This window comes from Microbacterium aerolatum (assembly GCF_007988825.1).
Classification (GTDB): Bacteria; Actinomycetota; Actinomycetes; order Actinomycetales; family Microbacteriaceae; genus Microbacterium; species Microbacterium aerolatum.
This window is the reverse complement of the sequence record NZ_BJUW01000002.1, coordinates 306964-332803: the sequence shown is the minus strand read 5'-3', so window position 1 is coordinate 332803 and position 25840 is coordinate 306964. Positions and strand designations below refer to the sequence as shown.

The window sequence follows — 25840 nt, the reverse complement described above, 5'->3', positions numbered from 1 at the left end:
GCCGCAGGTGGGGTCACCCAGGCCGCCGCGGAGCTGTCCCAGGCGATCTCGTTCGCGGACAGCGAGGCTCCGGTCCCGACGCCCACTCCGACGACACCGACAGCGCCCGCTGCCCCCGCTGCCCCCGCAGCCGGTGGCTCGCTGCGCTGGGCGATCTCCTCGTCGTTCGTGAACTACATCACCACGACCGCGCAGGGCGAGATCTTCGTCTCCGGAGGAGCTACCCGGTCCGGCGGCCAGTTCCAGTTCGGTCAGGCCGCGGGAACCTCCTACAACCCGGCGACGGGTCTCGGCACGGTCTCGTACAACGGATCCGTGCGCTTCACGGGACACCATGGCGTCCTCGACGTCACGGTGGCGCAGCCTCGGATCGAGATCACCTCGCCGTCGGCCGCAACGCTGTACGTCACCTCGGGCGGCTCGCGCGTCGCGTTCGCCACGCTGGATCTCGCAGCAGCCGCGAAGACGACCGCCAGCGGCGCCGTCACCTACACGGCTGCCCCCGCCACCCTCACGTCTGCCGGACGCGACCGGGTCCTCAGCGGATTCACGACCTCGCTGAACCCGGTGACCTTCACGATCGGCACGCCGGCCGCAGCACCGAACGGCGCGGTGGGGACGGTGGCGGCGGCATCCGCACAGCCGAAGGCCCAGCTTCCCGCCACTCCGCCGACGCGCGACGGCGTCGAGATCGATGCGGAGAACCTCGAGGCGCTGCAGTCCGGCGACCTGGTGACCATCAGCGTGTCCGGATTCCAGCCGTACGAGAAGGACGTCAAGATCGTCGTCTACTCGACGCCCGTGCTGCTGGGCACTGCAGATGCCGACGCGAACGGCGTCGTGACGTGGACGGGAACGCTGCCGGCCACCCTCGCCGACGGGCCGCACACCCTCACCTTCCAGGGCTCGATCAACCGCGGACTCGAGTTCACTCTCGACCGCGCGGCTTCGGCCGCCATCGGTCAGTGCACCGTCGACGGCGCGACCCTGAACTGGGGATACAAGGAGAGCTTCCGCAATTACATCGAGGGCATCGCGCACGGCGGATGGGAGCTCGACGGACTCGTCTACGAGTTCCCGGAGTTCGTGTGGTCGGACGGCACAGGGTCCTACGACGACGAGACCGGAACCGGTCTGGTCGACTTCGGCGGCACCATCGCCTTCCAGGGGCACGACGGCGCTCTGAACACGAAGGTGAGCAACGCGCGCATCGAGCTGGCCGGCGACACCGGCTACATCGTGTTCGACATCACCGGCACGACCCAGGGCGGCGAGGCCGTCGACCAGAAGGACGTGCGGTTCGTCGAGTTCTCCCTGGCGGATGCCGCGAACACCGACGGAGTGCTCACCCTCAGCGCTGCCGGCACTGTGCTGACCGATAACGGCTCGGCCGCGTTCGGCACGTACTCCGCCGGCGAGACCTTCGACCCGGTGTCGTTCACGATCCCGGTCGGCTCCGACTGCGGCGTCGCCGCACCCGTCGACGACGAGGCGGAGGAGGGAGAGGCCGCAGTGGTCACCGCCGCCATCGAACCGATCTCGGCGGACGCCGGCTTCCCGGTGTGGGGCTGGATCCTCATCGGCCTTCTCGTCGTCGGCGCAGGCGTGGGCACCGGGGTCGCCGTGCAGCGACGCCGTGCCACGGCATCCGCCGGCGTGAGCGAGGATTGAACCGATAGCATCGCACGGTCCGAGGACCGCGGCAGGCTTCACGCCCGCTCGCGATCCTCGGACCGCCGCGTGTGCGCCGATGCGCACGCACCCGACGCGCACCGAAGCGTGTGATCGCGTCTCGAACAAGGAGAGATGATGACCGTGCAGGAACGTCCTCAGCGCCCGCAGCGCCCGCAGATCGTGCTGGAGGTCATCGAGCGCATCCGGCTCACCCCGCACCTGGTGCGGATCGTCGCCGGAGGCCCCGGGATGTCCGCCGTCGAGGACAACGGCTTCGCGGACGCGTACACCAAGATGCTGTTCGCACCGGCTGAGGCCGGGATCACGCCCCCGTACGACATGGATCGGCTGCGCGAGGAACTGCCGATCGAGCTGCTGCCGACGCGGCGCACCTACTCGATCCGCCGCTTCGACCTGGATGCCGGCCGGATCTGGATCGACTTCGTCACGCACGGCGACGAGGGCATCGCCGGACCCTGGGCGGCGAACGCGAAGCCAGGCGACCCTGTGGTGCTCGGCGGTATCGGCGGCGGCTACGCTCCGGATGCCGCAGCCGACTGGCACCTGCTCGTCGGCGACGAGTCGGCGATCCCCGCGATCTCATCGGCGCTCGAGGCCATGCCGGCGGATGCGGCGGGCATCGCCCTCCTCGAGGTGCAGGACGAGTCGGAGCAGCTCGAGCTCACGGCGCCGGCGGGGGTCGAGCTGCGCTGGCTGCACCGCGGCGAGAAGACGGCCGGCACGACCGATCTGCTGGTCGACGCCGTCCGCGCGCTGGAATGGCAGCCCGGGCGCGTGCAGGTGTTCGCGCACGGCGAGCGCGGAGCGATGAAGCAGCTCCGCCCGCACCTGACCGACGAGCGCGGCGTCGACCGCACGCAGCTGTCGCTGTCGGCGTACTGGGCGTACGGCCGTCGCGAGGATGCGTTCCAGGCAGAGAAGCGCGAGGCCGTCGGGCAGATCTGAGCCGCCTGCTCAGAGGGACGCGCGCTCGGAGACCGTGGGACAATGGAGGCATGTCCTCCCCCGAAGCCCATGAGACCGTCGAAGCGACCGTGCGGCGCGTGCCGCGCTACGGCGTGTTCATGGCCATCGGCGTCATCCTGGGCATCATCGCCGCCGGCATCCTGACCATGGTCGGCGATTACGAGCCGTCCCAGACGCTCGACGTCGTCTACCCGCCGGGGCAGGTCTTCGGATTCGCACTGCTGTGGACCGTGCCGATCGGCCTGGCGCTCGGCGGAATGGTCGCCGTGGTGCTGGAGCGCATCGCCCGCCGGCACGACCGAGTCGTTCGCGTCGACCGCGAGACGATCATCGAATCCGACTGAGGCCCTGCCGCGTTCCGCGGCCCATCATGCTGTATTCGGTTCGTCGGTTCTGAGCGCGGTCAGCAGCCCGAATCCATCCCGCAAGGGCGCGCCGGTCAGGCGAGTTCGCCGATGATCGGGCGGATCGCCGCGTCGAACGCCACGACATCGCGTCGCAGCCCGTCGGTCACCGCCACGGTCAGTGCGCCGATCCACCACAGTCCCCGCTGAGAGAACGGCAGCACCTGCACGTTCAACTCGAACGAGTGCGCCCGCCTGCCCACCTCTCGCTCGAACTCGGCGATGGCACTCGCGTAGGCACGGTATGCGCCGCCGCCGGTGGCCGTCTTCATCGTGCTGACATAGCGGTTGTGCGCGGCGTGCGCGTACTGCAGCGCAGTCGGGGCGAGCGGAGCGATCGCCTCGCGCAACTCCTCGGAACCGCTGGCCGGCAGTGCGACGAGCGTGTCGAAGCCCTCGATCAGCTCGAGCGGCACATCGGAGGGATGTGCACGCGGCTCGACCGTCATGTCCCAGTACTCGCGCCACTGCTCCTCGAGCGCCGGGGTCGCGTCCGTGGCATCCGGCGCGCGCACCTGCAGGTCGCGCAGACTGGGCAGATCCTCCGGCTCGCGGATGCCGAGCATCTGCCGCAGCGCGAGCGCGATGAGCACCGGCACCCCGGCGTCTTCGCGGATCAACCACTGCGGCTTGTCGGCCATGGCCCCCATCCTAGGGAGGTAGGGGGGCTTCGTAGCGGGTCACACGGAATCTGCCCGCCCCGCGCGGCGGTACTCTTGTCTCGTGGCTGCCTCCTCCACCAATCCCTATTCCGAAGCCGGTGTCGACACCGCTGCCGGCGATCTCGCCGTCGAGCTGATGAAGACCTCCGTCCGTGCGACGCACGGCCCCGAAGTGCTCGGCGGTGTCGGTGGTTTCGCCGGCCTCTTCGACGCCAGCGCGCTGCTGGGCTACACCAAGCCGCTGCTGGCGACCAGCACCGACGGTGTGGGTACGAAGGTCGCCATCGCGCAGGCCATCGACAAGCACGACACGATCGGGCAGGACCTGGTCGGCATGGTCGTCGACGACATCGTCGTGGTGGGGGCCAAGCCCCTGTTCATGACCGACTACATCGCCTGCGGCAAGGTCGTCCCGGAGCGCATCGCCGACATCGTCCGCGGCATCGCCGACGCGTGCACGGCGACCGGCACGGCTCTTGTCGGCGGCGAGACCGCCGAGCACCCGGGCCTGTTGGGCGTCGACGACTACGACGTCGCGGGTGCCGCCACCGGCATCGTCGAGGCGGATGCCGTACTCGGCGCCGACCGCGTGCAGGACGGCGATGTCGTCCTGGCGCTGGCCTCCAGCGGTCTGCACTCCAACGGCTACTCGCTCGTGCGCCACATCATCACCGGTGCGGGCATCGGCTACGGCGACGACGCCGCCGACTTCGGCACCACGTGGGGCGAGACGCTCCTCGAGCCGACCCGCCTGTACACGCAGCCGCTCCTGCGCCTGATCGACGCGCTTGCCGAGGGCAGCATCCACTCGCTCAGCCACGTCACCGGCGGCGGCATCGCCGCCAACCTCGCTCGCGTGCTGCCCGTCGGCAGCTGGGCCGAGGTCGACCGTTCGACCTGGTCGCCCAGCCCGGTGTTCCGCGTGCTCAGCGACATCGCCGGCACCCCGCTGACCGACACCGAGGGCACCTGGAACCTCGGCATCGGGTTCCTCGCGGTCATCGACCAGGGCCAGAAGGATGCCGCCATCGCGGCGCTGGCGACCGAGGGCATCGACGCCTGGCAGGTTGCCACGATCGGCATGGGCCAGCGCCCCGCCGGCGAGTTCGAAGAGGGCGCCAAGGGCGTCGACGGCGGTGCGGTGCGCCTGGTGGGCGCGTACGCGGACGGAGCGAAGTAACACCCCATGTGCGGAATCGTCGGAGTGGTCGCAGGCGGCCCGGTCAATCAGGACATCTACGACGCACTGCTGCTCCTGCAGCACCGCGGGCAGGACGCCACCGGCATGGCCACGGCCGAGCCCAATGGCGTCATGCACACGACCAAGGCAGAGGGCATGGTGCGCGAGGCCTTCCGCACCCGCGACATGCGCTCCCTGCTCGGCAACGTCGGCCTCGGTCACGTGCGCTACGCCACCAAGGGCACGGCATCCAGCGAAGAGGAGATGCAGCCGTTCTACGTGAACGCGCCATACGGCATCGTCCTCATCCACAACGGCAACCTCACCAACACGCGTGAGCTCACCGCTGACATGGCAAAGCGCGACCGCCGGCACCTGAACTCGTCCAGCGACACCGAGCTGCTGCTGAACGTGCTCGCCGGCGAGCTGCAGACCACGACCTCCCACGTCGACCTCGATCCCGAGCGCATCTTCGAGGCCGTCACCCGCACGCACGAGCGCATCGAGGGCGCCTACGCCGTCATCGCAGTGATCGCCGGCTACGGACTGCTCGCCTTCCGCGATCCGTTCGGCATCCGCCCGCTGATCCTCGGACGCCGCGACGGCAAGGCGGCCGACGGCGGAACCCGCGACGAGTGGATCGTCGCGAGCGAGTCGCTGGTCCTCGAGAACGGCGACTATGAGGTCGTCCGCGAGGTCGCGCCCGGCGAGGCCGTCTTCATCACCGAGCAGGGCGAACTGTTCTCGCAGCAGTGCGCGACAGACGCGAAGCTGTACCCGTGCGCGTTCGAGTACGTCTACCTCGCCCGCCCCGACTCGACCATGAACGGCATCGCGGTCTACGAGTCGCGCCTGCGCATGGGGGAGCGTCTCGCCGACACCATCGCCAAGCACGTGCCGCGCGACAAGATCGACGTCGTCATGCCCATTCCGGACTCCGCGCGGCCCTCGGCCATGGAGGTCGCCCGCAAGCTCGGCATCGAGTACCGCGAGGGCTTCTACAAGAACCGCTACGTCGGGCGCACCTTCATCATGCCGGGCCAGGCGGTGCGCAAGAAGAGCGTGCGCCAGAAGCTCAACGCGATGTCGACCGAGTTCCAGGGCAAGAACGTGCTGCTGATCGACGACTCGATCGTGCGCGGGACGACCAGCAAGCAGATCATCCAGATGGCCAGGGATGCCGGCGCGCTCTCGGTCACGTTCGCGTCTGCCGCCCCGCCCGTGCGCTACCCGCACGTGTACGGCATCAACATGCCCTCGAAGCATGAGCTGATCGCCCACGGCCGCACCATCCCCGAGATCGCCAAGGAACTCGGCGTCGACCACCTGGTCTACCAGGAGGTCGAAGACCTCAAGGCTGCGATCATCGAGGGATCCGAGGTCACCGACCTCGACATGAGCTGCTTCGACGGACGCTACGTCACCGGCACGGTCACCGACGAGTACCTGGACTGGGTGGAGAGCTCCCAGTCTTCGTGACGCCGCCCGTCCCGCGGTGGCGGGGACGGGTGCTCGCCGTCCTCGGCATCCTGCTCTGTGCCTTCTCTTTGCGCTCGGCGGTCGCGTCGCTGTCACCCCTGCTCGACCACGTCGCAGCCGACTTCCCGCTCCCCACGGCGATCGTGGGGCTGATCGGCACCGCCCCGCCGGTGTGCTTCGCGGTGTTCGGCCTGTGCACGCCGCTGCTCGAACGCCGACTCGGCATCGAGCGCGTCACCGTCATCGCCCTCCTGGTGATCGCCGCGGGTCTGATCCTGCGCGGCCTCTCGTTCGGGTCGATCCCGCTGCTCCTCACGTCGGCACTGATCTTCGCCGGCGTCGGGATGGGCAACATCCTGCTGCCGCCGCTGGTGAAGAAATACTTCCCCGACCGCATCGGCACGATGATGACGCTCTACACGACGGCGATGTCGCTGTCGACGTTCCTGCCGCCGCTCGTCGCGGTGCCGGTGGCGGATGCCGCGGGCTGGCGCTTCTCGCTCGGAGTGTGGGGCGTCTTCGCCATTGCCGGAGCCGTGCCGTGGATCGTGATGCTCGCGGCCGGAAAGACTGCAGGGCAGCCGGCATCCCCTCGACGTGACGCTGGAGTCCCTGGGGCGCAGGCCGCACAGGCGATCGACCCCGCCGAGCTCTCCACCGGCCCGATCGCGGTCGCCCCCGCGAACTCGCGCGTGTTCTCGCGGCTGCTGCGGCTGCCGCTCGCGTGGGCGATCGCCGTCGTGTTCGGCACCTCGTCGATCATGGCCTACGTCTCGTTCGCATGGCTGCCGGCCATCGTCACCGACGTCGCCGGCGTCTCCCCCGCCGTCGCGGGACTGCTGCTGTCGCTGTTCGCCGCCATGGGGCTGCCGGCGTCACTGCTCGTGCCGGTGCTGGTGGTCCGGTTCCAGGCGACGAGGACGCTGTTCGCGATCGCCGTCGCCTGCGGGATCACGGGAGTGCTCGGGCTGCTGTTCTGGTCGAACAGCGTGACCGTCTGGCTCTGGGTCGCGATCTTCGGGACCGTCGGCGTGCTGTTCCCCCTGGCGCTCGTCCTCATCAGCATCCGCGCCCGTACGCCGGAGAGCGCGGTCGCGCTGAGCAGCTTCGTGCAGAGTTCCGGATACGTCTTCGCAGCGGTCTTCCCGCTGCTGGTGGGAGTGCTTCACGACCTCACCGGCGGCTGGACCGTCTCGCTGATCGTCATCGGCGCCGTGCTCGTCGTATCGATCCCGTTCGGGATCATCGCCGGCCGGCGGCGCACCGTCGAGGACGAGTGGGAGTCGCGCCATGGCCGCTGGTGATCTCGCCAGCCATCAGGGACCGGGCGGCCGGAGGCACGACGAAGACCCCGCTACCGTAGTGGCGGGGTCATGCGGCGCGAGAGGTCAGGCCTTCTCGAGCTCGTCTTCGTCTTCGTCCGCGTACTCGTCGGCCCACTTGTCGACGTAGGCGTTCTCGTCGTCCGACGGGTGAGCAAGCTCGCGCTCGAGAGCGGAGTAGTTCACCGACGGACTGTACGCCTTGAGTTCGCGGGCGATTTTGGTGTGTTTCGCCTTCTGACGGCCACGGCCCATGCGCGAGACCCCCTAACGAGTTCAGCTGCCGGGCGATCAGGCGCCCGGGGCATTTCACGACACCGGCGTGCGGCCGGTAAGAGTAGCATTCAGGATAGCACGAGGGCCAGGTCCTCTGGCCTTCGCCGGCAGGTGAAGGGAACGATATCCATGAGTGACCAGGCTTCCTCCCCGTCCGACGAAACGGCCCAGAATGCCGCACTGCAGAAGGCGGTGATCGTGGGCATGCAGCCCGGTCAGGCCTCGCACGTGCTGGAGGAGGCCGCGCGCTTCGCGAAGCTGCTGAGTGCGCCCCTCGTTGTCGTCCACGTCGACGTCACGCGGTTCGTGACGTACGAGGATCCGGACGGCTACGTCCACTCCGCACCGATCGATCTGAACATCGAAGCCGGCGCCGCCGAGTTCGACGAGGTGCAGGCCGAATCGGCGACCGCACTGCAGGGGAGCGGCCTGAACTGGACGGCGCGCCAGCTCGTCGGCGACCCGGCTCTGGCGATCAAGCAGCTGGCGAACAAGCTCGACGCGCAGCTCATCGTCGTCGGCACGCGCAAACGGGGCCTGGGTGAATCGATCCGCGAGTTCTTCACCGGGTCTGTGGCAGCCCGGCTGGCCCACCGGCAGCACCGTTCCGTCCTGGTCGTGCCGCTGGAGGAGTCCGTTCCCGACGACCAGCCCGAGATCTGGGCCGAGTAGCCAGCAGCCGTTTCAGCGGTCCGGCGAGCCCAGTGCTCGGGTCACCGCGCGCGCCGCGGCATCCAGGGCGTTCTCGAGTTCCGTCACGACGCTCTCGGCGAGCACTCCGCCGCGCGCGACGTGCGTCCGCAGATCGGTGCGCACCCGTGCGCGGAAGGCGTTGACGGACGCATCCGCCCGATGAAGCTGCTCACGACTCGTGCCCCGCTCGTCGCCCATCGGCCGCGCGGTCGAGGGCCGCGTCTTCGCCGCGGTCCGCTCATCGTTCGCCGCGGCGGCGAGGTCTGCGCGAAGGCTCTTCATCGCCTCCTGCACGCTCTGGCGCACCTCGCTGGCGATGAGGCGGACCGAATCGGCAAGGCCCGACTCGATGCCGGCGAGATCGCCCTCACGGCCAGCGAGCTCGGCGCGACCGGCATCCGTGATCGCATAGATCGTGGTGCGGCCGTCGACGGTCTTCGTGACCAGACCCTCCTCCTCGAGCTTCGCGAGCCGCGGGTAGATGGTGCCGGCACTCGGGGTGTACGTGCCTCCGGTGCGGTCCGTCAGTGCCTGGATGATGCCGTAGCCGTGCTGCGGCGCCTCGGCGAGCAGCGACAGCAGGTACAGACGCAGGTCGCCGTGCGAGAAGACGGCGGGGGTCATGAGTCCCACTCCTCGTCGTCGGCGACCGTGGTCAGCGGCCGGCGCAGGACCGTCGTGTCGCCCGACACCGAGTTGGTGCGCAGGTCGACGAACGAGCCGGCGAGTTCGCCGGTGGATCCGGTGAAGTTCGTGGGTCCCGAGTTTCCCCGGTCGACGCCGTCGATCATCACCCCGCCGCTCATCGAGCGCACGACGTAGTTGGCAGGCAGTGTCTCCTCGAGACGGATCGTGCTGTTACCCGAGACGGTGTTCAGGTTGATGGTGTTGACGGCGCCCGCGGCATCCACCCAGATGCTGCCGGAGACCGTGTCGACGGTCGCCTTGCGCACCGAGCCGGTGAGTGCGACGTCACCGGAGACGCTGTTCGCGTTCGCGGCTCCCGTGAGACCGCGCACCTGCACGTCGCCCGAGACGGAGTTCAGCGTCAGGTCGCCCGAGTGGGTGTCGACGATGATGTCGCCGGAGACGGTGTTGAGCCGGGCATCATTTGCGAGGCCGGAGACGAGCGCGCCGGCGCTGACGACGCCGAGGTTCAGGGCGATGCTGCGGGGGACTGCGACGCTCACCTCGGCGCGCGGACCGCCCGATCCGAAGTTGCGAAACACCTCGAGGAAGTTGTCCCAGCCCAGCTGCGGGTGGTCGATCTCGATCTGCGTTCCGTCGGATTCGATGCGGAGGTCTTTCACCGTCACGCCGCTCACTTCGATGCGGATGCCGGGTTCGTCGTGGGCGATGACGTCGACCTGTCCACCGACCAGGCCGACCTTGAGCCGGGTCGCCTGAGCGATGTCGATGACGCGTTCCTCGCCCGGGGCGATGAGCCACTTCTCGGTCATTGGGTTCTCCTCGGTTGGTTTCCCGTTGTCGCGATATATCGCGTTGGGTCGAGAGTAACACGATATATCGCGAGTTGGTCAAGATAGTTCTCAAGAACTGCTTGACCTTGACGTCGCGTCAACTTCTAACGTGGAGATATCGAGAGGAACGGAGGGATGCCGTGAGCACACGCGACTGGTCGATCCAGGAGATCGCCCGCCTGGCCGGAACCACGAGCAGGACGCTGCGTCACTACGACGACATCGGGCTGCTCGCCCCCACGCGCATCGCGCACAACGGCTATCGGCACTACGACCAGGCCGCCCTCGTGCGCCTGCAGCGGATCCTTCTGCTGCGGGAGCTCGGGCTCGGGCTGCCGCAGATCGGTCAGGTGCTCAGCGGCCGTTCGGCTGAGCCGGGCGATGCGGCATCCGCTCTTGTGACGCACCTCGCGTATCTGCGCGAGGAGCAGAACCGGCTGGCGCGGCAGATCGCGTCGGTCGAATCAACCATCAACGCATTGGAAGCAGGTGAGTCTCTCATGGCAGAGAACATGTTCGACGGATTCGACCACACCCAGTACAAGGAGGAGGTCGAGCAGCGCTGGGGCAAGCAGGCATACGCCGACAGCGACCGCTGGTGGCGCGGGATGACGGATGCCGAGCGCGCCGAATGGCAGCAGCTCGTCTCCGACCTCGGACGCGACTGGATCGCCGCCGCAGAGAGCGGAGCTGCACCCGAGTCCGAAGAGGCGCAGGCACTCGCGAAGCGCCACGTGGAGTGGCTGAGCGGGGTTCCGGGAACCCCAGGGGCGTCGAAGGAGTACATCCTCGGCCTCGGCGAGATGTACGTCGCCGATCCGCGCTTCGGCGCCAACTACGCCACCGCCGACGGAGGCACGCGCGGCGCGGAGTTCGTCCGCGACGCGCTGCGCATCTACGCCGAGGCGAACCTCTGATCGCGGGAGTGGGCGCGTAGGGTCGTGACATGCTCTCGCGCCGCAAAGCGACGACTGCGACGCCGCTGTTCGCGGCGGCGGCCGTCAGCTACGCCGCGAACAGCGCGCTGGGAACGGCCGTCGCCCTCAGGCTCGTGGACACCAGCGGCTTCCGGTGGCTGCACCACGCGCTGTACATCGCGACGTGCGCCGCGGTGGCCGCTGCCGTCGGTGCAGGCTGGTGGTGGGGCACACCGCGGCGGGCGAGCCGCCGAGCCGCGCTGACGCTGATCCCGGCCGCCGTGCCGCTCGCCGCCATCCCCTTCGCGGGAACGCACGGCCGGCGCCATCCGCTCATCGCGCTCGCCGCCGCGCCGTTCATCGTCGCGAGTCTCGTACGCTCGCTCCGCCCCTCCGACCGGAAGTGACCGCATGGAACTGCTCGATGCCATCCGCCGCCGCAAGACGACCAACGGGCCACTCCTGCCCGATCCGGTGTCCGCCGAGCATCAGCGCCTCCTGCTGGAAGCGGCGGGCCGCGCGCCCTCGCAGCTGAACAGCCAGCCCTGGCGCTTCGTCGTCATCGAGAGCCGCGAGACGATCGACGAGATCGCACGCATCTCCGGGGAGAGCATGACCGAGGCGATGTCGAACGGCACGTTCTTCGAGCGCTACAAGCCGTACTTCCGGTTCAGTCAGGCCGAGATGGACTCCAAGCGCAGCGGGATGCTCTTCGACAAGCTGCCCGCGGCGCTGCGGCCCTTCACGAGCCAGGTGTTCACCAAACGCGGTCAGAAGCTGATGAACACGTTCGGTGTGCCCAGGACCCTCGGCGAGGAGAACCGCAAGCTGGTGGCGGGCTCACCGCTGCTGCTCGGCGTCATGCTCGACCGCAGCGAGTACCGGCCGGGGGAGCTGTCGTCGTTCTACTCGGTGTTCAGCATGGGCGCCGCGATGGAGAACATCTGGCTGACGACCGTCGAGCTCGGCATGGGCATCCAGTTCGTCTCCTTCCCGATGGAGGTTCCGGGCCGTTGGGAGGAGATCGTGCGACTGCTGCGCGTGCCGGACGACCTCGAGCTGATGGCCGTGTACCGACTGGGCTATCTGCCCGCGGAGCAGAGGCGTCCCGCGATCGACTGGTCGAGCAGCCAGCGGCGGCTCGTCTCGCAGTACGTCTTCCGCGAGGACTGCGAGACGCCCCAAGAGGGCTGGGACGAGAGCTGAGCCTCAGTGCTCGGCGGGGCGCGCGGTGCGGGGGACCGCGCGCAGATCACGCAGCGCCGGACCCTCGATGCGAGTGCCGTCCGGCGCGAAGCGCGAGGCGTGCAGCGGGCAGTCCCAGGTGCATTCCGCGTCGTTCCAGTCCAGCACGCCGCCCATGTGCGTGCAGACCGCGCTCACACCGCGGGTGACACCGCCTGTGGTCGAGACCCCCACCGGCCGGAGATCTCGGTTGGCGACCACGCCGCTGCCCTCGGCCGGCCTGGCGACGGGAACGGACTTCGACTCGGCGTCCTTCCACCCGGATACCAGCTCGGCGGCGACCTTGGCGCCCTCGGTGGCACCGCGCGCGATGTCGGCGGGCACCGTCAGCCTCGTGCCGATCGTGGTCATCCAGTCCGGTCGATCGCCCCGGGGAATGCCGAGGATCTCGGCGGTGAGGCGCAGCGCAGCGGCCGGAGCGTTCGACAGACCCCATTTGGCGTAACCGGTCGCGAACCGGATGCGACCGAGGCCGCGGGGCATGGCTCCGACGAACGGGATCAGGTTGTGCGACTCGTAGTCCTGCGCCGACCACCGGTGCGTCTCCTCCGCGCCGGGGAAATGCCCGCGCGTCCATTCGACGATGTCCTCGATCGCCGCGGTCTCCCCTTCCGAGCGGCCGACCGGGTGGCCGTTGCCGCCCACGACCAGCTGGGTCGCGGCATCCGGACCGTCGGCGTCGGAGACGGGCCGGATCGACCGGGTCGTGCCGTCGACCGAGATGAAAGTCCCCTCCGGCAGGGCTCCCGGGACGCGGAACGACACGCAGTACGAGCGCATGCCGCGCACCTTCGCGAAGTAGAGGCCGCGGTCGATGACCGGGGTGCCGGTCGCGAGCACGATGTGCTCGGCGAACATCGGGCCCGCCGCGGTCTCGACGCGCGCGTGGGGGAGAGCATGGGCGCCGGTGACGCGGATGCCGGTGTGCAGGGTGCCGCCGGCCTCGAGCAGTGCCTCGGCCAGGGCTCGTGCGACCTGCACCGGGTCGATGGTCACCTGATCGTCGAGGGCGACTGCTCCGGACGCCGGGAACGGCGCTGTCGACAGGTCGCCCGCCGCCAGCATCCTGGCGGGCAGTCCCGCTTCGCGGGCTGCGTCGTAGGTGGATTTCACAGCATCCAGGCCTTCGACGCTCGTCGCGTAGGAGTGGTCCGTGCGTCGGCGGTACGAGACCCCGGACGAGTCGGCGAAGTCGGTCAGCCACTGCATGCCGGCCCGGTTGGCGTCCACGTACGCGCGCACGAGGGATGCCGGATGATGCCGGCGGATCCGGGCGAGCTGCTGTCCCTGCAGCAGCGACACCTTGCCGGTGTTGCCGCCCGACGCCAGCTCGGCGATGTCGCCGGAGTCGATCACCGCGACGTCCAGTCCCTCGCGGGCGAGCATCACCGCGGTCGACAGGCCGGTGAGGCCGGCGCCGACGATGACGGCGTCGTGGTGCGCCTCGGGCTCGAACGGCGAACCGAGCGGTGCGGTCGGGGTGAGCTTCCACAGAGGTGTCATGGCGCCAGTCAACGGGGTCAGCATTCCAGCATCCACAGCCTTGACATCCGCGTAATCGGCTCTACGCGGGCGCGGAATCTCGGCTTCCGGCGTCCCACCAGTCGAGCACGCGCGTGCCGATGAGGGTCAGCCAGCGCGACGGCTGCCCCTCAGGGGCGTCGATGTCGAACCAGGTTCGTCCGCGCAGCGGAGCGGTCTGCAGCCAGGTTCCGTCCGGCTGTCGCTTCGAGCGCACGAGGTCGACGGCCTCCGCCATCCGCTCGTCCTGCGCTGCCGGTTCGGCGAGCGACACGTCGCGGAAGTGATCGAGAGCCGCGAGCGCGCTGTAACGGTGCCGGCTCGGGTGGACGAACTCGCCCACGAAGTCGCCGACGACCTCACCGGTGGATGCTCGTCGCATCAGGCGCCGCTCGAGGAGATACTCCTCGCCGCGGTGCCGCGCACCGCGCATCGACAGATCGCCCGTGATGCGCTCATAGGCGAGGATGCCGCGCACGGCGTTCAACGTCGAATGGAACGACGAGCGGATCGAGTCGCCCTCCTCCGCCTCGCAGTTCCAGCCGCCGTCGGTGAGCCGGTGGGCGGGGAACCACTCAACCAGCCGCGAGACGTCCGCCCCGAGCCAGGCGCCGGTGGCGAGGGTGAACGAGTTGATGCACACGTCGACCTCGCCGCCCCAGTACGGCATGTCCTCGTACTCCCAGCGGGAGTTCGCCGCGAGCTTCTCGGCCGTGCCGGTCAGTGCCGCGGCATCCACGCCCCAGTCGCGCAGGTCCCTCAGCGACCAGGTGGTCGCGATCCAGGGCTGCCCCGGGGCCTCGCGTTCGGTGCTGTCGAAGAATCCGGCTGGAAAGTACGCGCCGCCCGCCCACTGCCCGTCGTCGTCCTGCTTGGCGAGCAGAGCGGCCCCGAACCCCTCGGTCGCCACCCGCGCGCGCGTCGCCTGCCAGACATCTGCCGGGGCGCCGACGAGGTCGCGCTCCACCTGCCATCGGATCGCAGGGTCCGAATCGAGGAACCATTCCAGGGTGCTCGCTGGTGCCGGCATGCTCGCACGCTACTCCGGTCGGCGGCGCTTCGACAGCCTCAGCCGCTGCCGGAGACTGGGCGTTATCGCCGACGGCTAGAGTTGCCGACGTGACCCTCGGCCGCCTGCTCCTTGTCATGCTGGGCGGGATGCTGGGCACGGCGGCCCGACTGGGCATCGGGTTCCTGGTTCCGGATGCTGCCGGCATCCCTCTTGCGACCCTCGCGGTCAACGTCCTCGGCGCACTGCTCATCGGCGTGCTGGCGGCTCGCCTGCCCTTCGACGGGCTCAGGGGTCGGTGGAAGGACATGCGGGTGTTCCTGGCCACCGGCATCCTCGGAGGGTTCACGACCTACAGCGCCTTCGCGGTCGGAACGGTCGAGCTGTGGGCGAGTGCTCCGCCGGCCGCCGCGGCCTATGCGGCACTCATACTGGGGCTCGGCATCGCCGCAGCGGCACTCGGCATGCGGCTCGGACGCCCGAGGTCACGAGCGAGGGCTTCGCGATGACGCCGCTGGTGTTCCTGCTCGCATCCATCGCCGGCGGTGTGGGCGCCGGGTTGCGCTACCTCGTCGACGTGAGCATCACATCGCTCACGAGAGGGCACTTCCCGTGGGGGATCGTCGTCGTGAACGTCACCGGATCGTTCGCGCTCGGGGCGGTCACGGCATCCATCCCCGAATCCATGTTCGTCGTGGGCGCAGGGCTCCTCGGCGGCTACACGACCTTCAGCACGGCAATGCTCGACGCCCTGGCGCTGTGGCGCGACGGCGAACGTCCGGCCTCGGTCGGGCACCTGCTCGGGACTTTCGCGGCGACCGTCCTCGCGGCGCTCGCCGGTCTCTGGCTCGGCTCTCTTCTCTGAGGCGCGACTCAGCCACCGCATAGGGCGATTCTGTACAAACGTACATGTACAGACGTCCAGGAGAACCATGCCCGACTCCCCGCGCCGCCGACGAGACCCACAGGCCCGCCGCAACGCCATCGTGCTCGCCGCCGCCGAGCTGATCGTCGAGGTCGGCGTCGACGCGATCACGCACCGCATGGTCGCCGCGCGTGCCGACGTTCCCCTCGGCGCCACGACGCAGTACTTCGACACCCTCGACGATCTGCGCGAAGCAGCTCTCCAGCTGCTCGTCTCGCACGTCGACGTGCAGATGCAGCGGATGCGCGAGACGCTCGCCGCGGAGGGTGCGACGGCAGAGGCGATCGCCGGGTTCCTGGCCCGCGCGATGGCGGATGCCGCCGGCATCGAGGCCGACCGCGCCGTCGTCACCGCCGCCGTGCACGATCCGAAGCTGCGCGAACTCGCCCGCAGCTGGTCGCAGGACTTCGCGGCCGTGCTCGAGCCGGTCCACGGACCCGAACGGGCGACGGCAGCGGCCGTCTTCCTCGACGGCGTACTGTGGCACTCGCAGATCGACGACGCTCCGCTGCCTCGCCACATCATCGAAACCGCGCTCGCCGGCATCCTCGGCGACGACAGCCGCACCACGAGAGAGAACTGAACCGTGTCGAACCTCGCCGTCCTCAGCCTTCGCAACCGTGCGCTGATCGCTCTCATCACGATCGTGGCCGCCGTGTTCGGCGGACTCGCGCTGACGAACCTCAAGCAGGAGCTCATCCCCTCTCTCGAGCTGCCGGCGCTCGTCGTCATGACGACGTACCCCGGTGCCTCGCCCGAGGTCGTCGAGAACGACGTGTCGACTCCGATCGAGACCGCGATCCAGGGCGTGCCAGGGCTCGAGTCGACCAGCGCGACGAGCACGACGAACGCGTCGATCATCCAGGCCACCTTCACCTACGGCGAGAACCTCGCGACGGCCGAGCAGAAGATGCAGCAGGCGATCAACCGCATCTCCTCGACCCTGCCGGAGGATGTCGAGCCGCAGGTGCTGTCGGTCTCGATCGACGACTTCCCCGTCATCCAGGTCGCCGTCACCGGATTCGATGATGCCGAGACCGCGCAGGCCGATCTCGAGAACGTCGCGATCCCCGCGCTGGAGGACGTCGAAGGCGTCAACGCCGCCGAGATCGTCGGCGGGCTGGGGCAGCAGATCACGATCACCCCGGACCAGGCGAAGCTCGCCGTCGCCGGCGTGAGCACCCAGGCGATCCGGGATGCGCTGCAGCAGAACGGCACGCTGTTCCCTGGCGGCGACATCACCGAGGACGGGCAGACCCTCACGGTGCAGACCGGCGCGAAGATCGCCTCCGTCGACGAGATCGCCGCGCTTCCGCTCGTCGGCACGGATGCCACGATCGCCGACGTCGCGACCGTGACGCTCGAGTCCGAGCCGGTCTCATCGATCTCGCGCGTCAACGGCGAGGACGCCCTGTCGATCTCGATCACCAAGCTCCCCGCCGCGAACACCGTAGAGGTGTCGAACGGCGTGGTCGCCGCGATCGACGAACTCAGGGAGAGCTTCCCGGATGCCGAGTTCACGGTCGTATTCGATCAGGCGCCGTTCATCGTCCAGTCGATCGAGACGCTCGCCACCGAGGGTCTTCTGGGTCTCGTGTTCGCGGTCATCGTCATCCTGGTCTTCCTGCTGTCGATCCGCTCGACCCTGGTGACGGCGATCTCGATCCCCACCAGCGTCCTGATCACCTTCGTGGGGCTGCAGGCGTTCGGATACTCGCTGAACATCCTCACCCTCGGCGCGCTCACGATCGCGATCGGCCGCGTGGTCGACGACTCCATCGTCGTGATCGAGAACATCAAGCGGCACTATGTCGGAAACGCCGACAAGGGCGATGCGATCCGCCTCGCGGTGCGCGAGGTGGCAGCGGCCATCACGGCATCCACCATCACGACCGTCGCGGTGTTCCTGCCGATCGTGTTCGTCGGCGACATGGTCGGGGAGCTGTTCCGCCCGTTCGCGATGACCGTGACGATCGCGATGGTCGCCTCTCTCCTGGTGGCGCTGACGATCGTGCCGGTGCTGGCCTATTGGTTCCTCAAGCCCGGCAAGGAGCTGAAGGACGAAAGCGGCGAGGTCATCGACCCGGAGCACCCGGATGCTCCGCCCACTGCGCTGCAGCGTGGATACCGTCCGATCCTCAACTGGACGCTCAAGCACTCGGGCCTGACCGTGATCATCGCGGTCGTCGTGCTCGGCGGCACCCTGGCGGCCGCTCCGCTGATGAAGATCAACTTCCTCAGCGACACCGGTCAGAACACGATGACCGTCACGCAGGACCTCGGTCCGTCGGCGAGCCTCGAGGCGAAGGATGCCGCGGCCGCACAGGTCGAGGATGCGCTCGAGGGCATCGACGGCATCGAGAACGTGCAGGTCTCGATCGGCTCGAGCGGCTCGTCGCTGCGCGACGCGTTCTCCGGCGGTGCCGGGGTGACGTACTCGATCATGACGTCGGCGGACGTCGACCAGGAGCAGCTCCGGGCCGACGTGCTGGAAGCCACGGACGATCTCGAGGGCGTCGGCGAGATCGAAGTGAGCGCCGCAGCCGGATTCGGATCCACCGACATCGAGGTGAACATCACCGCCCCTAACGGAGAAGCGCTCGCAGAGGCGACCGCAGCGGTGACCGACGAGCTGGAGGGACGCGACGGCATCGGCCAGGTCACGGACAACCTGGCCGCGTCCCTGCCGTACATCGCCGTGGTCGTCGACCGCGAAGCCGCAGCCGGGCTCGGCCTGTCGGAGGCAGCCGTCGGCCAGATCGTCTCGAGCACGATGCGTCCGCAGCAGATCGGATCGGTCGAGCTGAACGACACCGCGCTGACCGTCCTGCTCGCGGCCGAGGAGCCGCCGGCCACCGTCGACGAGCTGCGTGCGCTCACGATCCCGACGCCGACCGGTCTCGTGCCGCTGACGGATGTCGCCTCGGTCGAGGAGGCCGAGGGGCCGACCTCGATCACGACGCAGCAGGGGCGCCGGACGGCGACGGTCACGGTTCCGCCGGCCTCGGACAACCTCGCGACCGCGACCGCGTCAGTCACCGCCGCGCTCGAGGCGGTCGACATGCCGGACGGCGCGTCGGCAGAGGTCGGCGGCGTCGCCTCGCAGCAGGCCGACTCGTTCTCGCAGCTGGGGCTGGCGATGCTCGCCGCGATCCTGATCGTCTACGTCGTGATGGTGGCGACCTTCAAGTCGCTGCGTCAGCCGCTGCTGCTGCTCATCTCGGTGCCGTTCGCGGCGACCGGTGCGATCCTGCTGCAGATCGCGACCGGCGTGCCGTTGGGCGTCGCGTCGCTGATCGGCGTGCTGATGCTGATCGGCATCGTGGTCACGAACGCGATCGTTCTCGTCGACCTGGTGAACCAGTACCGGGAGAAGGGTCTGTCGACCCGGGATGCCGTGATGGCCGGTGGCGAGAAGCGTCTGCGCCCGATCCTGATGACTGCGCTCGCGACGATCTTCGCTCTCACGCCGATGGCGCTCGGGATCACAGGTCACGGCGGGTTCATATCGCAGCCGCTGGCGATCGTCGTGATCGGCGGACTCGTGTCGTCGACCGTGCTGACGCTGGTCGTGCTGCCCACGCTCTACAACCTGGTCGAGGGTGCGCGCGAGCGCCGGCGGGCGCGCAAGGGCGGTCTCGACGACGGTGGTTCGGATGCCGGCGATGCACCGGAGCCGGACGGCCCGGAGCACCCGGCGACCCGTCGCGAGCTGCGCGAGCACCAGGCGTAGGAGGCGAGTGGGCGGGAGGTGAGGCTTCGACTCGCCTTCGGCTCGCTCACCCCGTTTCGTCTGCGCGGCCTGCGGCCGCTCCGCTCAACGACCCGCAACAACAGTTCTGCGTCTGCAGTCGAAACCTTCGACCCCGTCTCGACCCCCGCCCAGCCTCAGCCGAGCTCGATACCCCAGGACACTTCCCAGGTCTCGTCCGGCGCGAGACGGCGGATGCCGAGACCGCTGTTGAGCGCGTCCGCCGGTGCTGTCATGGGCTCGATCGCGACCGCGAGCTCCTGCCCGGGATACGCCGTCGTCGTGTAGACCTGCACGAAGTCGAACCCCTCGCCCTGCCAGAGCGTGACGCGGCGACCGTCCGGCGCGGTCAGCGTGTGGCGCACCAGACCGTCGTCGTCACGGCTCAGATCGGTGAAGCCGGTGTCGAGTGCGATGTCGCCGAGGCGCACGCCCTCGCGCAGCGCCGCCGGTGCCGGAGACGTTCCCGTCGGCAGCATCCGCTCATCGGTGTCGAACTGTGTCGAGGCCGGTACTCGCAGGACGAGTTCGTGCGGACCCGCGTCTCCGATCGTCACGAACGGGTGTGTTCCGAGGGCGACGGGCGCCGAGGCATCCGACCGGTTCATGAGCGTGTGCGTGACCTGGATGCCGGAATCCGTCAGCGTGTACGAAACCGACGTGGCGACCTCGTACGGGTAGCCGGTCTGCGGGTGGATCGTCGCGCGCAGGGTGGCTGCGGCATCCGTGTGCTCGATCTCGTACGCCGTGAACCGCAGCAGCCCGTGGCTGGCGTTGTTGAACTTCGGCTCCGTGATCGCGAGCCGGCGCTCGGTGCCGGCATCCTGCCAGACGCCGTCACGCACGCGATTCGGCCACGGTGCGAGGACGACGCCGGAGCACGAGGGTGTCGGCACGTCCTCGGGGTAGCGGGAGATGAGGTCGACATCGCCGACGGCGAGCCCGCGCAGCGATGCTCCCACCTGCGCGATCTGGGCGGTGACGCCGCCGCGCGTCAGGTGGATCTGGGTGCCGGTGGGGGAGAGAGTCGTCACCCGGTCATCGTACGGGGGCCTTTCCCAGGTGCCGCCGGTAGACTGTCCGGGTCGGCTTCGAGCACCTGCGAGTACGCGGGTTCTGTGTAAGTGTGAGCTCAGGGGCCGATGGTTCATAAACCATCACATGAATGGCCCCGGCCGACGAATGCCCGGGTATGTCTGCCGCGCGCTGATCTCTGTGCGCGCGAGCGGCGCTGTTCTCGTGTCAGAGACAGTCAGGAAACACCAATGCCCAAGAATGGCAAGCCCAAGGGCGGTCGCCCGTCCCGCAACTTTGAGCCGCGCTTCGCGAAGAAGACGTCGTTCCACGACCGTCACGCCGGCGCGGGATCCCGCTCCGCAGGCGGTCGCGATGAGCGATCGGATGCCGGAGAGCGCGGCTTCTCGTCGGACCGCTCCCGCACGTCGGATCGCGGCTTCGACCGCCGCCCCGGAAGCAAGAGCCCGAGCCACCGCGGTTACCGTCCGGCTGAGGCCGAGACCGGTGCGCCCAAGCGTCGCTGGAGCGACCAGGAGCGCGCAGGTCGCGATGAGGCTCGCGGCATCCGCGGCCGTGCGGAGTCCGGCCGTCGCGAGGCGCCGCACCACCGTGACGAGCGAGGTTCGCACGGCGAGCGCCCGCGTTACAACAGCGAGCGCCCCTCTGGCGAGCGTCGCTACGACGACCGTCCCCGCCGTGACGAGCGCGGTGGCGAGCGTCCCCGCTTCCAGGGTGACCGCCCTCGCTTCAACAACGATCGCGGCGACCGTCCCCGTTACGACAACGACCGCGGCGGCGAGCGCCCGCGTTACAACAACGACCGTGGCGGAGACCGCCCCCGGTACAACAACGACCGCGGCGGAGACCGCCCCCGGTACAACAACGACCGCGGCGGAGATCGCCCTCGGTACAACAACGACCGTGGCGGCGACCGTCCCCGCTACAACAACGACCGCGGCGGCGACCGTCCCCGTTACAACAACGACCGCAACGACCGCGGCGCTGTGCGCCCGCGCTTCAACCGCGACGAGCGTCCGAATCGCGATGACCGGTCGAACCGCAACGATCGTCCGAGCCGTGACGAGCGCCCGAACCGCGACGACCGCCCGCGGTTCAACAACGATCGCGACGAGCGTCCGCGCTTCAACCGCGACGAGCGTCCGAACCGTGACGACCGTCCTCGGTACAACGACGACCGGCGCAGCGAGCGTCCGCGCCGCGATGACCGTGCGCAGCGTCCGAACCGCAGCGACTGGAACGCCTCCCCGGCGAAGCCGTTCGAGCCGACCGAGGACGTCGTCCACGAGAAGCTCGCGGCGAAGGTCGTCGCCGCTCCCGAGGTCGAGGGCACCTCGTTCGCCGATCTCGGCCTCGGCTCGAACATCGTCGAGACGCTGAGCAACATGGGCGCGGCCTCGCCGTTCCCGATCCAGGCCGCGACGATCCCGTCGATCCTCGAGGGGCGCGACGTGCTCGGCCGTGGCCGCACCGGCTCCGGCAAGACCATCGCGTTCGGTGCTCCCCTCGTCGAGAGCGTGCTGAAGTCGCAGGCCGGCAAGCGCCGCGAGTTCGGGCGCTCCCCGCGTGCGATCATCCTCGCCCCGACCCGCGAGCTCGCGCTGCAGATCGACCGTACGATCCAGCCCATCGCGCGCAGCGTCGGCCTGTTCACCACGCAGATCTACGGTGGTGTGCCGCAGGCCCGCCAGGTCGGTGCGCTCAAGAAGGGCGTCGACATCGTGATCGGCACCCCCGGCCGCATCGAAGATCTCATCAACCAGGGCAAGCTCGACCTGTCGGACTGCCGCATCGCGGTGCTCGACGAGGCCGACCACATGTGCGAACTCGGCTTCGTCGAGCCAGTGCAGCGCATCCTGCGCCACACGGCTGAGGGCAGCCAGAAGCTGCTGTTCTCGGCGACGCTCGACCGTGAGGTCGCCGCCCTCGTCGAGGAGTTCCTCGTGGACCCCGCCGTCTACGAGGTCGCCGGTGAGGACCAGGATTCCAGCACGATCGAGCACCGCGTGCTCGTGATCGAGCACCGCGACAAGGCGGAGATCCTGAACACGCTGGTCGACCGTGAGGGCAAGACGCTCGTCTTCGCCCGCACCCGCGCCTACGCCGAGATGCTCGCGGAGCAGTTCGAGGATGCCGGCATCCCGGCTGCCGCCCTGCACGGCGACCTCAACCAGGCCAAGCGCACGCGCAACCTGCAGAAGATGAGCTCCGGCCGCGTCAACGTGCTGGTCGCGACGGACGTCGCAGCCCGCGGCATCCACGTCGACGACATCGACCTGGTGATCCAGGCCGACGCCCCCGACGAGTACAAGACGTACATGCACCGCTCCGGCCGCACCGGCCGCGCGGGCCGCACCGGTCGCGTCGTCACGCTGATCACGCGCCAGCGCCAGCGCCGTACGTCGGAGCTGCTCGGCCGCGCCGAGATCGACGCACCGTTCGAGCAGGCGCGCCTCGGCGACGACCTCCTCGAGGAGATCGCCGGCCGCATGCCGAGCGCGGCCGAGCTCACCGCGTAATCGCATTCCGCAGAAACCTGCGGATCAAGGGGGCCGGAATCTGATTCGGCCCCCTTTCTGCTGCCCGGTCTCGTCAGACGGCGGGCCGTGCGTGCACTACCGAGCTGAGCGTCGTGCCGTTGAGACCGAGGTACAGCTGCCCCTCGGTGACCGTCAGGGTAACGGTGCTGCGCCGCTCGAGCAGCCGAACGGCGTCATCGACGAATCCGGGGTCGAAGCTGAACACTTCGATGGCGTCGACGTTGTGGATGCGCTTTCCCGCCCAGGGGGCTGTGACCTTGGCGGGATCGCGATGCGTGTAGACCGCGACGCGGTCGGCGAGCCGGCTGCCGTGGTGCAGGCGCTCCGCGTCCGGCGCCCCGACCTCCACCCACGCCGTGATGCTGCCCGTCAGGTCGCGCACGACGACCGCGGGCTCCTCGGTGGACGAGATGCCCTCGCCGAAGGCGATCCCCTCGGCGTACTCGAGGCAGTAGGCGAGGAGCCGGGTCACCATGTAGGCATCGGTCTCGGAAGGATGCCGCGCCGCGCGGAGCGTGAAGTCGTCGTAGACGCCGCGATCCATGTCCGCCAGCTGCACCGTGAACGTGTAGATCGTCGAGCCGATTGCCATGGTCTCGAGCCTACGCGTGGCCGGGCCTCCCGCCCGCTGTCAGAACAGCATCGGCTGAGGCTGCGGCTGCGGTGCCGCGGGAGTCAGCACGGCGGGCCGCGTGAGCGTGCGCGACGGGTACGCGTCGTCGGAGTGCCGCGCCTCCAGCCCGTGCGCGCGGATCAGCGGCCGGATGCGCTTCGCGAGCCACTGCCGGTAGGCCTTCGGCGCATCCGCGGCAGTGCCGGGATACAGCCCGCGGTACGACGACACGAGCTCCGGATGCTCGCGCTCCAACCACTGCATGAACCAGGGCTTCACGCCGGCCCGCAGGTGCAGCGCGCCGTAGATGACGTGGTCGGCGCCGGAGGCGCTGATGCGTCGCAGCGCGTGGTCGATGTGCGCGACGGAGTCGGTCAGATGCGGCAGCACCGGCATGAGGAACACGCCGACACGGAAACCTGCGTCCGTCAGCGCGCGCACTGTGTCGAGGCGAGCCTGGGTCGAGGGTGTCCCCGGTTCGACCGAGCGCTGCAGCTCGTCGTCGTACATCGCGATCGACATCTGCACATCGATCGGCACGAATCGGGCGGCGTCGACGAGCAGCGGTATGTCGCGGCGGATCAGCGTGCCCTTGGTGAGGATCGAGAACGGCGTGCCGGACTCGGCGAGCGTGCGGATGATGTCGGGCATGAGCCGGTAGCGCCCCTCGGCCCGCTGGTACGGATCGGTGTTCGTGCCGAGTGCCACGGTCTCGTGCTGCCAGGTGCCGCGCCGCAGTTCTCGCCGCAGCACCTCGGCGACGTTGGTCTTCACGACGATCTGCGAGTCGAAGTCTCCGCCGCCGTCGAGGTCGAGGTACTGATGCGTGCCGCGGGCGAAGCAATAGAGGCAGGCATGACTGCATCCACGGTACGGATTGATCGTCCAGCTGAACGGCATGCGCGATCCGCCGGGCACGTGATTGAGCGCCGATTTCGCCAGCACCTCGTGAAACGTCATGCCCGCGAACTCCGGCGTCGAAACCGAGCGCACGATCCCGGTGCGATTCTCGAGGCCGGGGAGCGCGGCGGCATCCGTGTCTTCGAGCGTCTGTCCCTGCCATCGCATACGTTCATTCGAACAAAGAATCGAGGTTAAGTCAACGCCGACTGTGAACTATGTTCGATCAGGCGCAGGGGGGAGAATGGAACCATGAGCGACGCCAGGCACCCTCGGCACGCGTCGCGCCCTCCTCGCGTGCTGGCAGTGGCTCTCCCGATCGGGCTGGCCGTGACTGCGCTCGGTGCGCTGTGGGCGCTGGCCGACGTGCTGCCGGCGGGCGACGTCGCACCGCCGGTGCCGATGGTCGCCGCTCAGCTTCCCGGAGTCGATCGCGCGACCGTGGATGCCGTCGATCCGTGCGCCGAGCCGGCGGTGACCGACGCCCTGGCATCGGGTGACGACGAGGCCGTGATCGCGGCCTTCGGAGGGGGCGAGGCGTTCCGGGATGCCGTCGCCGCAGACAACGCCCCCTGCATATCGCTGGCCGATCCCGAGCGGCGATGGGTGGTGGTGAACAAGGCGTCTGCGGTCGTGCCCGCCGAGTTCGAGCCCGCAGGTCTCATCGAGGGGCCGATCCGCATGACGACGCCGTCGCACCTGATCCGCGAGGATGCCGCGACGGCTCTCGGTGCGATGGCTGGGGCCCTCGAGGCGTCGGGCGCCGGCACGATCGGCATGAATAACGCGTATCGCTCCTATCAACTGCAGGTCTCGAACTATGTCGGACAGGTGAGCTCGCAGGGGCGGGAAGCGGCCGAACTGGGCTCCGCGCGTCCCGGGTTCAGCGAGCACCAGACCGGACTCGCGGTCGACGTCGTCGCGTGCGGCGGCGGTTGCGGCCCGATCGGTGCGTTCGGCGGAACCCCCGAGAGCGAATGGGTCTCCGAGCACGCCTGGGAGCACGGTTTCATCGTCCGGTACGAGTCAGGCGCAACCGGTACGACAGGGTACGAGCCGGAGCCGTGGCACCTTCGCTACGTCGGCCCCGCGCTCGCGAGCGCGTACCACGAGGGCGGATTCCACACGCTCGAGGAGTTCTTCGGTCTGCCGGCGGCCCCCGACTACGCGCACTGACCCCGCGAGAGCCCGATCTGTGGCTTCCCACAAACGCGGAACCCGGTCTC

Annotated in this window: 25 protein-coding genes; 16 read left to right on the top strand and 9 right to left on the bottom strand. The window is 69.2% G+C overall.

Features of this window, described 5'->3' with window-relative positions:
• The 3 genes from MAE01_RS03735 to MAE01_RS03725 form a co-directional block, all read left to right on the top strand.
• A partial coding sequence (locus MAE01_RS03735; protein WP_186806103.1) for an HtaA domain-containing protein occupies positions 1-1671 on the top strand: 1671 nt, incomplete at its 5' end.
• A 138-nt stretch (positions 1672-1809) separates the two neighbouring features.
• The gene (locus tag MAE01_RS03730; protein WP_147038194.1) at positions 1810-2640 is read left to right on the top strand and encodes a siderophore-interacting protein; all 831 of its coding nucleotides are present in this window, start codon (positions 1810-1812) and stop codon (positions 2638-2640) included.
• Between the two features lie 50 nt (positions 2641-2690).
• Complete coding sequence (locus tag MAE01_RS03725) at positions 2691-3005, top strand: potassium transporter Trk (protein WP_147038193.1); 315 nt, start codon at positions 2691-2693, stop codon at positions 3003-3005.
• 95 nt (positions 3006-3100) lie between these two features.
• On the opposite strand, the gene MAE01_RS03720 is transcribed toward MAE01_RS03725, so the two are convergent.
• Positions 3101-3706, bottom strand: coding sequence for a zinc-binding alcohol dehydrogenase (locus MAE01_RS03720; RefSeq protein WP_147038192.1), 606 nt, complete (start codon positions 3704-3706; stop codon positions 3101-3103).
• Positions 3707-3788: 82 nt separating this feature from the next.
• On the opposite strand from MAE01_RS03720, the gene purM reads away from it, so the two are divergent.
• Genes purM through MAE01_RS03705 form a run of 3 tightly spaced genes read left to right on the top strand, consistent with a single transcriptional unit; the run spans position 3789 to position 7690 of the window.
• Positions 3789-4907, top strand: coding sequence for a phosphoribosylformylglycinamidine cyclo-ligase (gene purM, locus MAE01_RS03715; protein WP_147038191.1), 1119 nt, complete (start codon positions 3789-3791; stop codon positions 4905-4907).
• A 6-nt stretch (positions 4908-4913) separates the two neighbouring features.
• On the top strand, positions 4914-6386 hold the full coding sequence (purF, locus tag MAE01_RS03710; RefSeq protein WP_147038190.1) for an amidophosphoribosyltransferase: 1473 nt from the start codon (positions 4914-4916) through the stop codon (positions 6384-6386).
• A complete protein-coding gene (locus MAE01_RS03705) occupies positions 6383-7690 on the top strand; it encodes an MFS transporter (protein WP_147038189.1) in 1308 nt (435 codons plus the stop codon). Before purF ends, MAE01_RS03705 begins: the two co-directional genes overlap by 4 nt.
• 84 nt (positions 7691-7774) lie before the next feature.
• On the opposite strand, the gene MAE01_RS03700 is transcribed toward MAE01_RS03705, so the two are convergent.
• Entirely contained in the window at positions 7775-7963 is a 189-nt protein-coding gene (locus tag MAE01_RS03700) for a DUF3073 domain-containing protein (RefSeq protein ID WP_144794491.1), read from the bottom strand.
• 150 nt (positions 7964-8113) lie between these two features.
• Between MAE01_RS03700 and MAE01_RS03695 the strand changes: the two genes are divergently transcribed.
• A complete protein-coding gene (locus MAE01_RS03695; RefSeq protein ID WP_147038188.1) occupies positions 8114-8656 on the top strand; it encodes a universal stress protein in 543 nt (180 codons plus the stop codon).
• Between the two features lie 12 nt (positions 8657-8668).
• Here the strand turns inward: MAE01_RS03695 and MAE01_RS03690 are convergent, their stop codons facing one another.
• Both MAE01_RS03690 and MAE01_RS03685 read right to left on the bottom strand, forming a co-directional pair.
• A complete protein-coding gene (locus MAE01_RS03690; protein ID WP_147038187.1) occupies positions 8669-9301 on the bottom strand; it encodes a PadR family transcriptional regulator in 633 nt (210 codons plus the stop codon).
• Positions 9298-10137 (bottom strand): DUF4097 family beta strand repeat-containing protein, encoded by an 840-nt coding sequence (locus MAE01_RS03685; protein WP_147038186.1) that lies wholly within the window; start codon positions 10135-10137, stop codon positions 9298-9300. The genes MAE01_RS03690 and MAE01_RS03685 overlap by 4 nt, the downstream gene beginning before the upstream one ends.
• Positions 10138-10298: 161 nt before the next feature.
• Here MAE01_RS03685 and MAE01_RS03680 point away from each other — a divergent pair, with 161 nt between their 5' ends.
• Genes MAE01_RS03680 through MAE01_RS03670 form a run of 3 tightly spaced genes read left to right on the top strand, consistent with a single transcriptional unit; the run spans position 10299 to position 12281 of the window.
• Positions 10299-11075: a MerR family transcriptional regulator gene (locus MAE01_RS03680; protein WP_147038185.1), complete on the top strand. Its 777-nt coding sequence runs from the start codon at positions 10299-10301 to the stop codon at positions 11073-11075.
• Between the two features lie 29 nt (positions 11076-11104).
• The gene (locus tag MAE01_RS03675; RefSeq protein ID WP_147038184.1) at positions 11105-11482 is read left to right on the top strand and encodes a hypothetical protein; all 378 of its coding nucleotides are present in this window, start codon (positions 11105-11107) and stop codon (positions 11480-11482) included.
• Positions 11483-11486: 4 nt separating this feature from the next.
• Positions 11487-12281, top strand: a complete 795-nt coding sequence (locus MAE01_RS03670) for a nitroreductase family protein (protein ID WP_147038183.1) — start codon at positions 11487-11489, stop codon at positions 12279-12281.
• Positions 12282-12284: 3 nt separating this feature from the next.
• Here MAE01_RS03670 and MAE01_RS03665 read toward each other — a convergent pair whose 3' ends face one another.
• Positions 12285-13823, bottom strand: coding sequence for an FAD-dependent oxidoreductase (locus MAE01_RS03665; protein ID WP_147038182.1), 1539 nt, complete (start codon positions 13821-13823; stop codon positions 12285-12287).
• Between the two features lie 61 nt (positions 13824-13884).
• Complete coding sequence (locus MAE01_RS03660; RefSeq protein WP_147038181.1) at positions 13885-14871, bottom strand: squalene cyclase; 987 nt, start codon at positions 14869-14871, stop codon at positions 13885-13887.
• An 89-nt stretch (positions 14872-14960) separates the two neighbouring features.
• Here MAE01_RS03660 and MAE01_RS03655 point away from each other — a divergent pair, with 89 nt between their 5' ends.
• The 4 genes from MAE01_RS03655 to MAE01_RS03640 all read left to right on the top strand — a co-directional run bounded on the left by MAE01_RS03655 (position 14961) and on the right by MAE01_RS03640 (position 19508).
• A complete protein-coding gene (locus tag MAE01_RS03655; protein ID WP_229718242.1) occupies positions 14961-15359 on the top strand; it encodes a fluoride efflux transporter FluC in 399 nt (132 codons plus the stop codon).
• Positions 15356-15715: a fluoride efflux transporter FluC gene (locus tag MAE01_RS03650; RefSeq protein WP_147038180.1), complete on the top strand. Its 360-nt coding sequence runs from the start codon at positions 15356-15358 to the stop codon at positions 15713-15715. The genes MAE01_RS03655 and MAE01_RS03650 overlap by 4 nt, the downstream gene beginning before the upstream one ends.
• Before the next feature lie 67 nt (positions 15716-15782).
• On the top strand, positions 15783-16358 hold the full coding sequence (locus MAE01_RS03645; protein WP_147038179.1) for a TetR/AcrR family transcriptional regulator: 576 nt from the start codon (positions 15783-15785) through the stop codon (positions 16356-16358).
• 3 nt (positions 16359-16361) lie between these two features.
• Positions 16362-19508 carry an efflux RND transporter permease subunit gene (locus MAE01_RS03640; RefSeq protein WP_147038178.1) on the top strand — a complete coding sequence of 1049 codons (3147 nt, stop codon included), beginning with the start codon at positions 16362-16364 and terminating at the stop codon, positions 19506-19508.
• A gap of 155 nt (positions 19509-19663) precedes the next feature.
• Here the strand turns inward: MAE01_RS03640 and MAE01_RS03635 are convergent, their stop codons facing one another.
• Entirely contained in the window at positions 19664-20560 is an 897-nt protein-coding gene (locus MAE01_RS03635; RefSeq protein WP_186806102.1) for an aldose 1-epimerase family protein, read from the bottom strand.
• 231 nt (positions 20561-20791) lie between these two features.
• On the opposite strand from MAE01_RS03635, the gene MAE01_RS03630 reads away from it, so the two are divergent.
• Complete coding sequence (locus MAE01_RS03630; protein WP_147038176.1) at positions 20792-23080, top strand: DEAD/DEAH box helicase; 2289 nt, start codon at positions 20792-20794, stop codon at positions 23078-23080.
• A gap of 73 nt (positions 23081-23153) precedes the next feature.
• On the opposite strand, the gene MAE01_RS03625 is transcribed toward MAE01_RS03630, so the two are convergent.
• On the bottom strand, positions 23154-23693 hold the full coding sequence (locus tag MAE01_RS03625; RefSeq protein ID WP_147038175.1) for a YaeQ family protein: 540 nt from the start codon (positions 23691-23693) through the stop codon (positions 23154-23156).
• Between the two features lie 39 nt (positions 23694-23732).
• Positions 23733-24782 (bottom strand): Rv2578c family radical SAM protein, encoded by a 1050-nt coding sequence (locus MAE01_RS03620; RefSeq protein ID WP_147038174.1) that lies wholly within the window; start codon positions 24780-24782, stop codon positions 23733-23735.
• An 84-nt stretch (positions 24783-24866) separates the two neighbouring features.
• Between MAE01_RS03620 and MAE01_RS03615 the strand changes: the two genes are divergently transcribed.
• Positions 24867-25790 (top strand): M15 family metallopeptidase, encoded by a 924-nt coding sequence (locus tag MAE01_RS03615; protein WP_147038173.1) that lies wholly within the window; start codon positions 24867-24869, stop codon positions 25788-25790.
• The last annotated feature ends 50 nt before the right edge of the window (positions 25791-25840 follow it).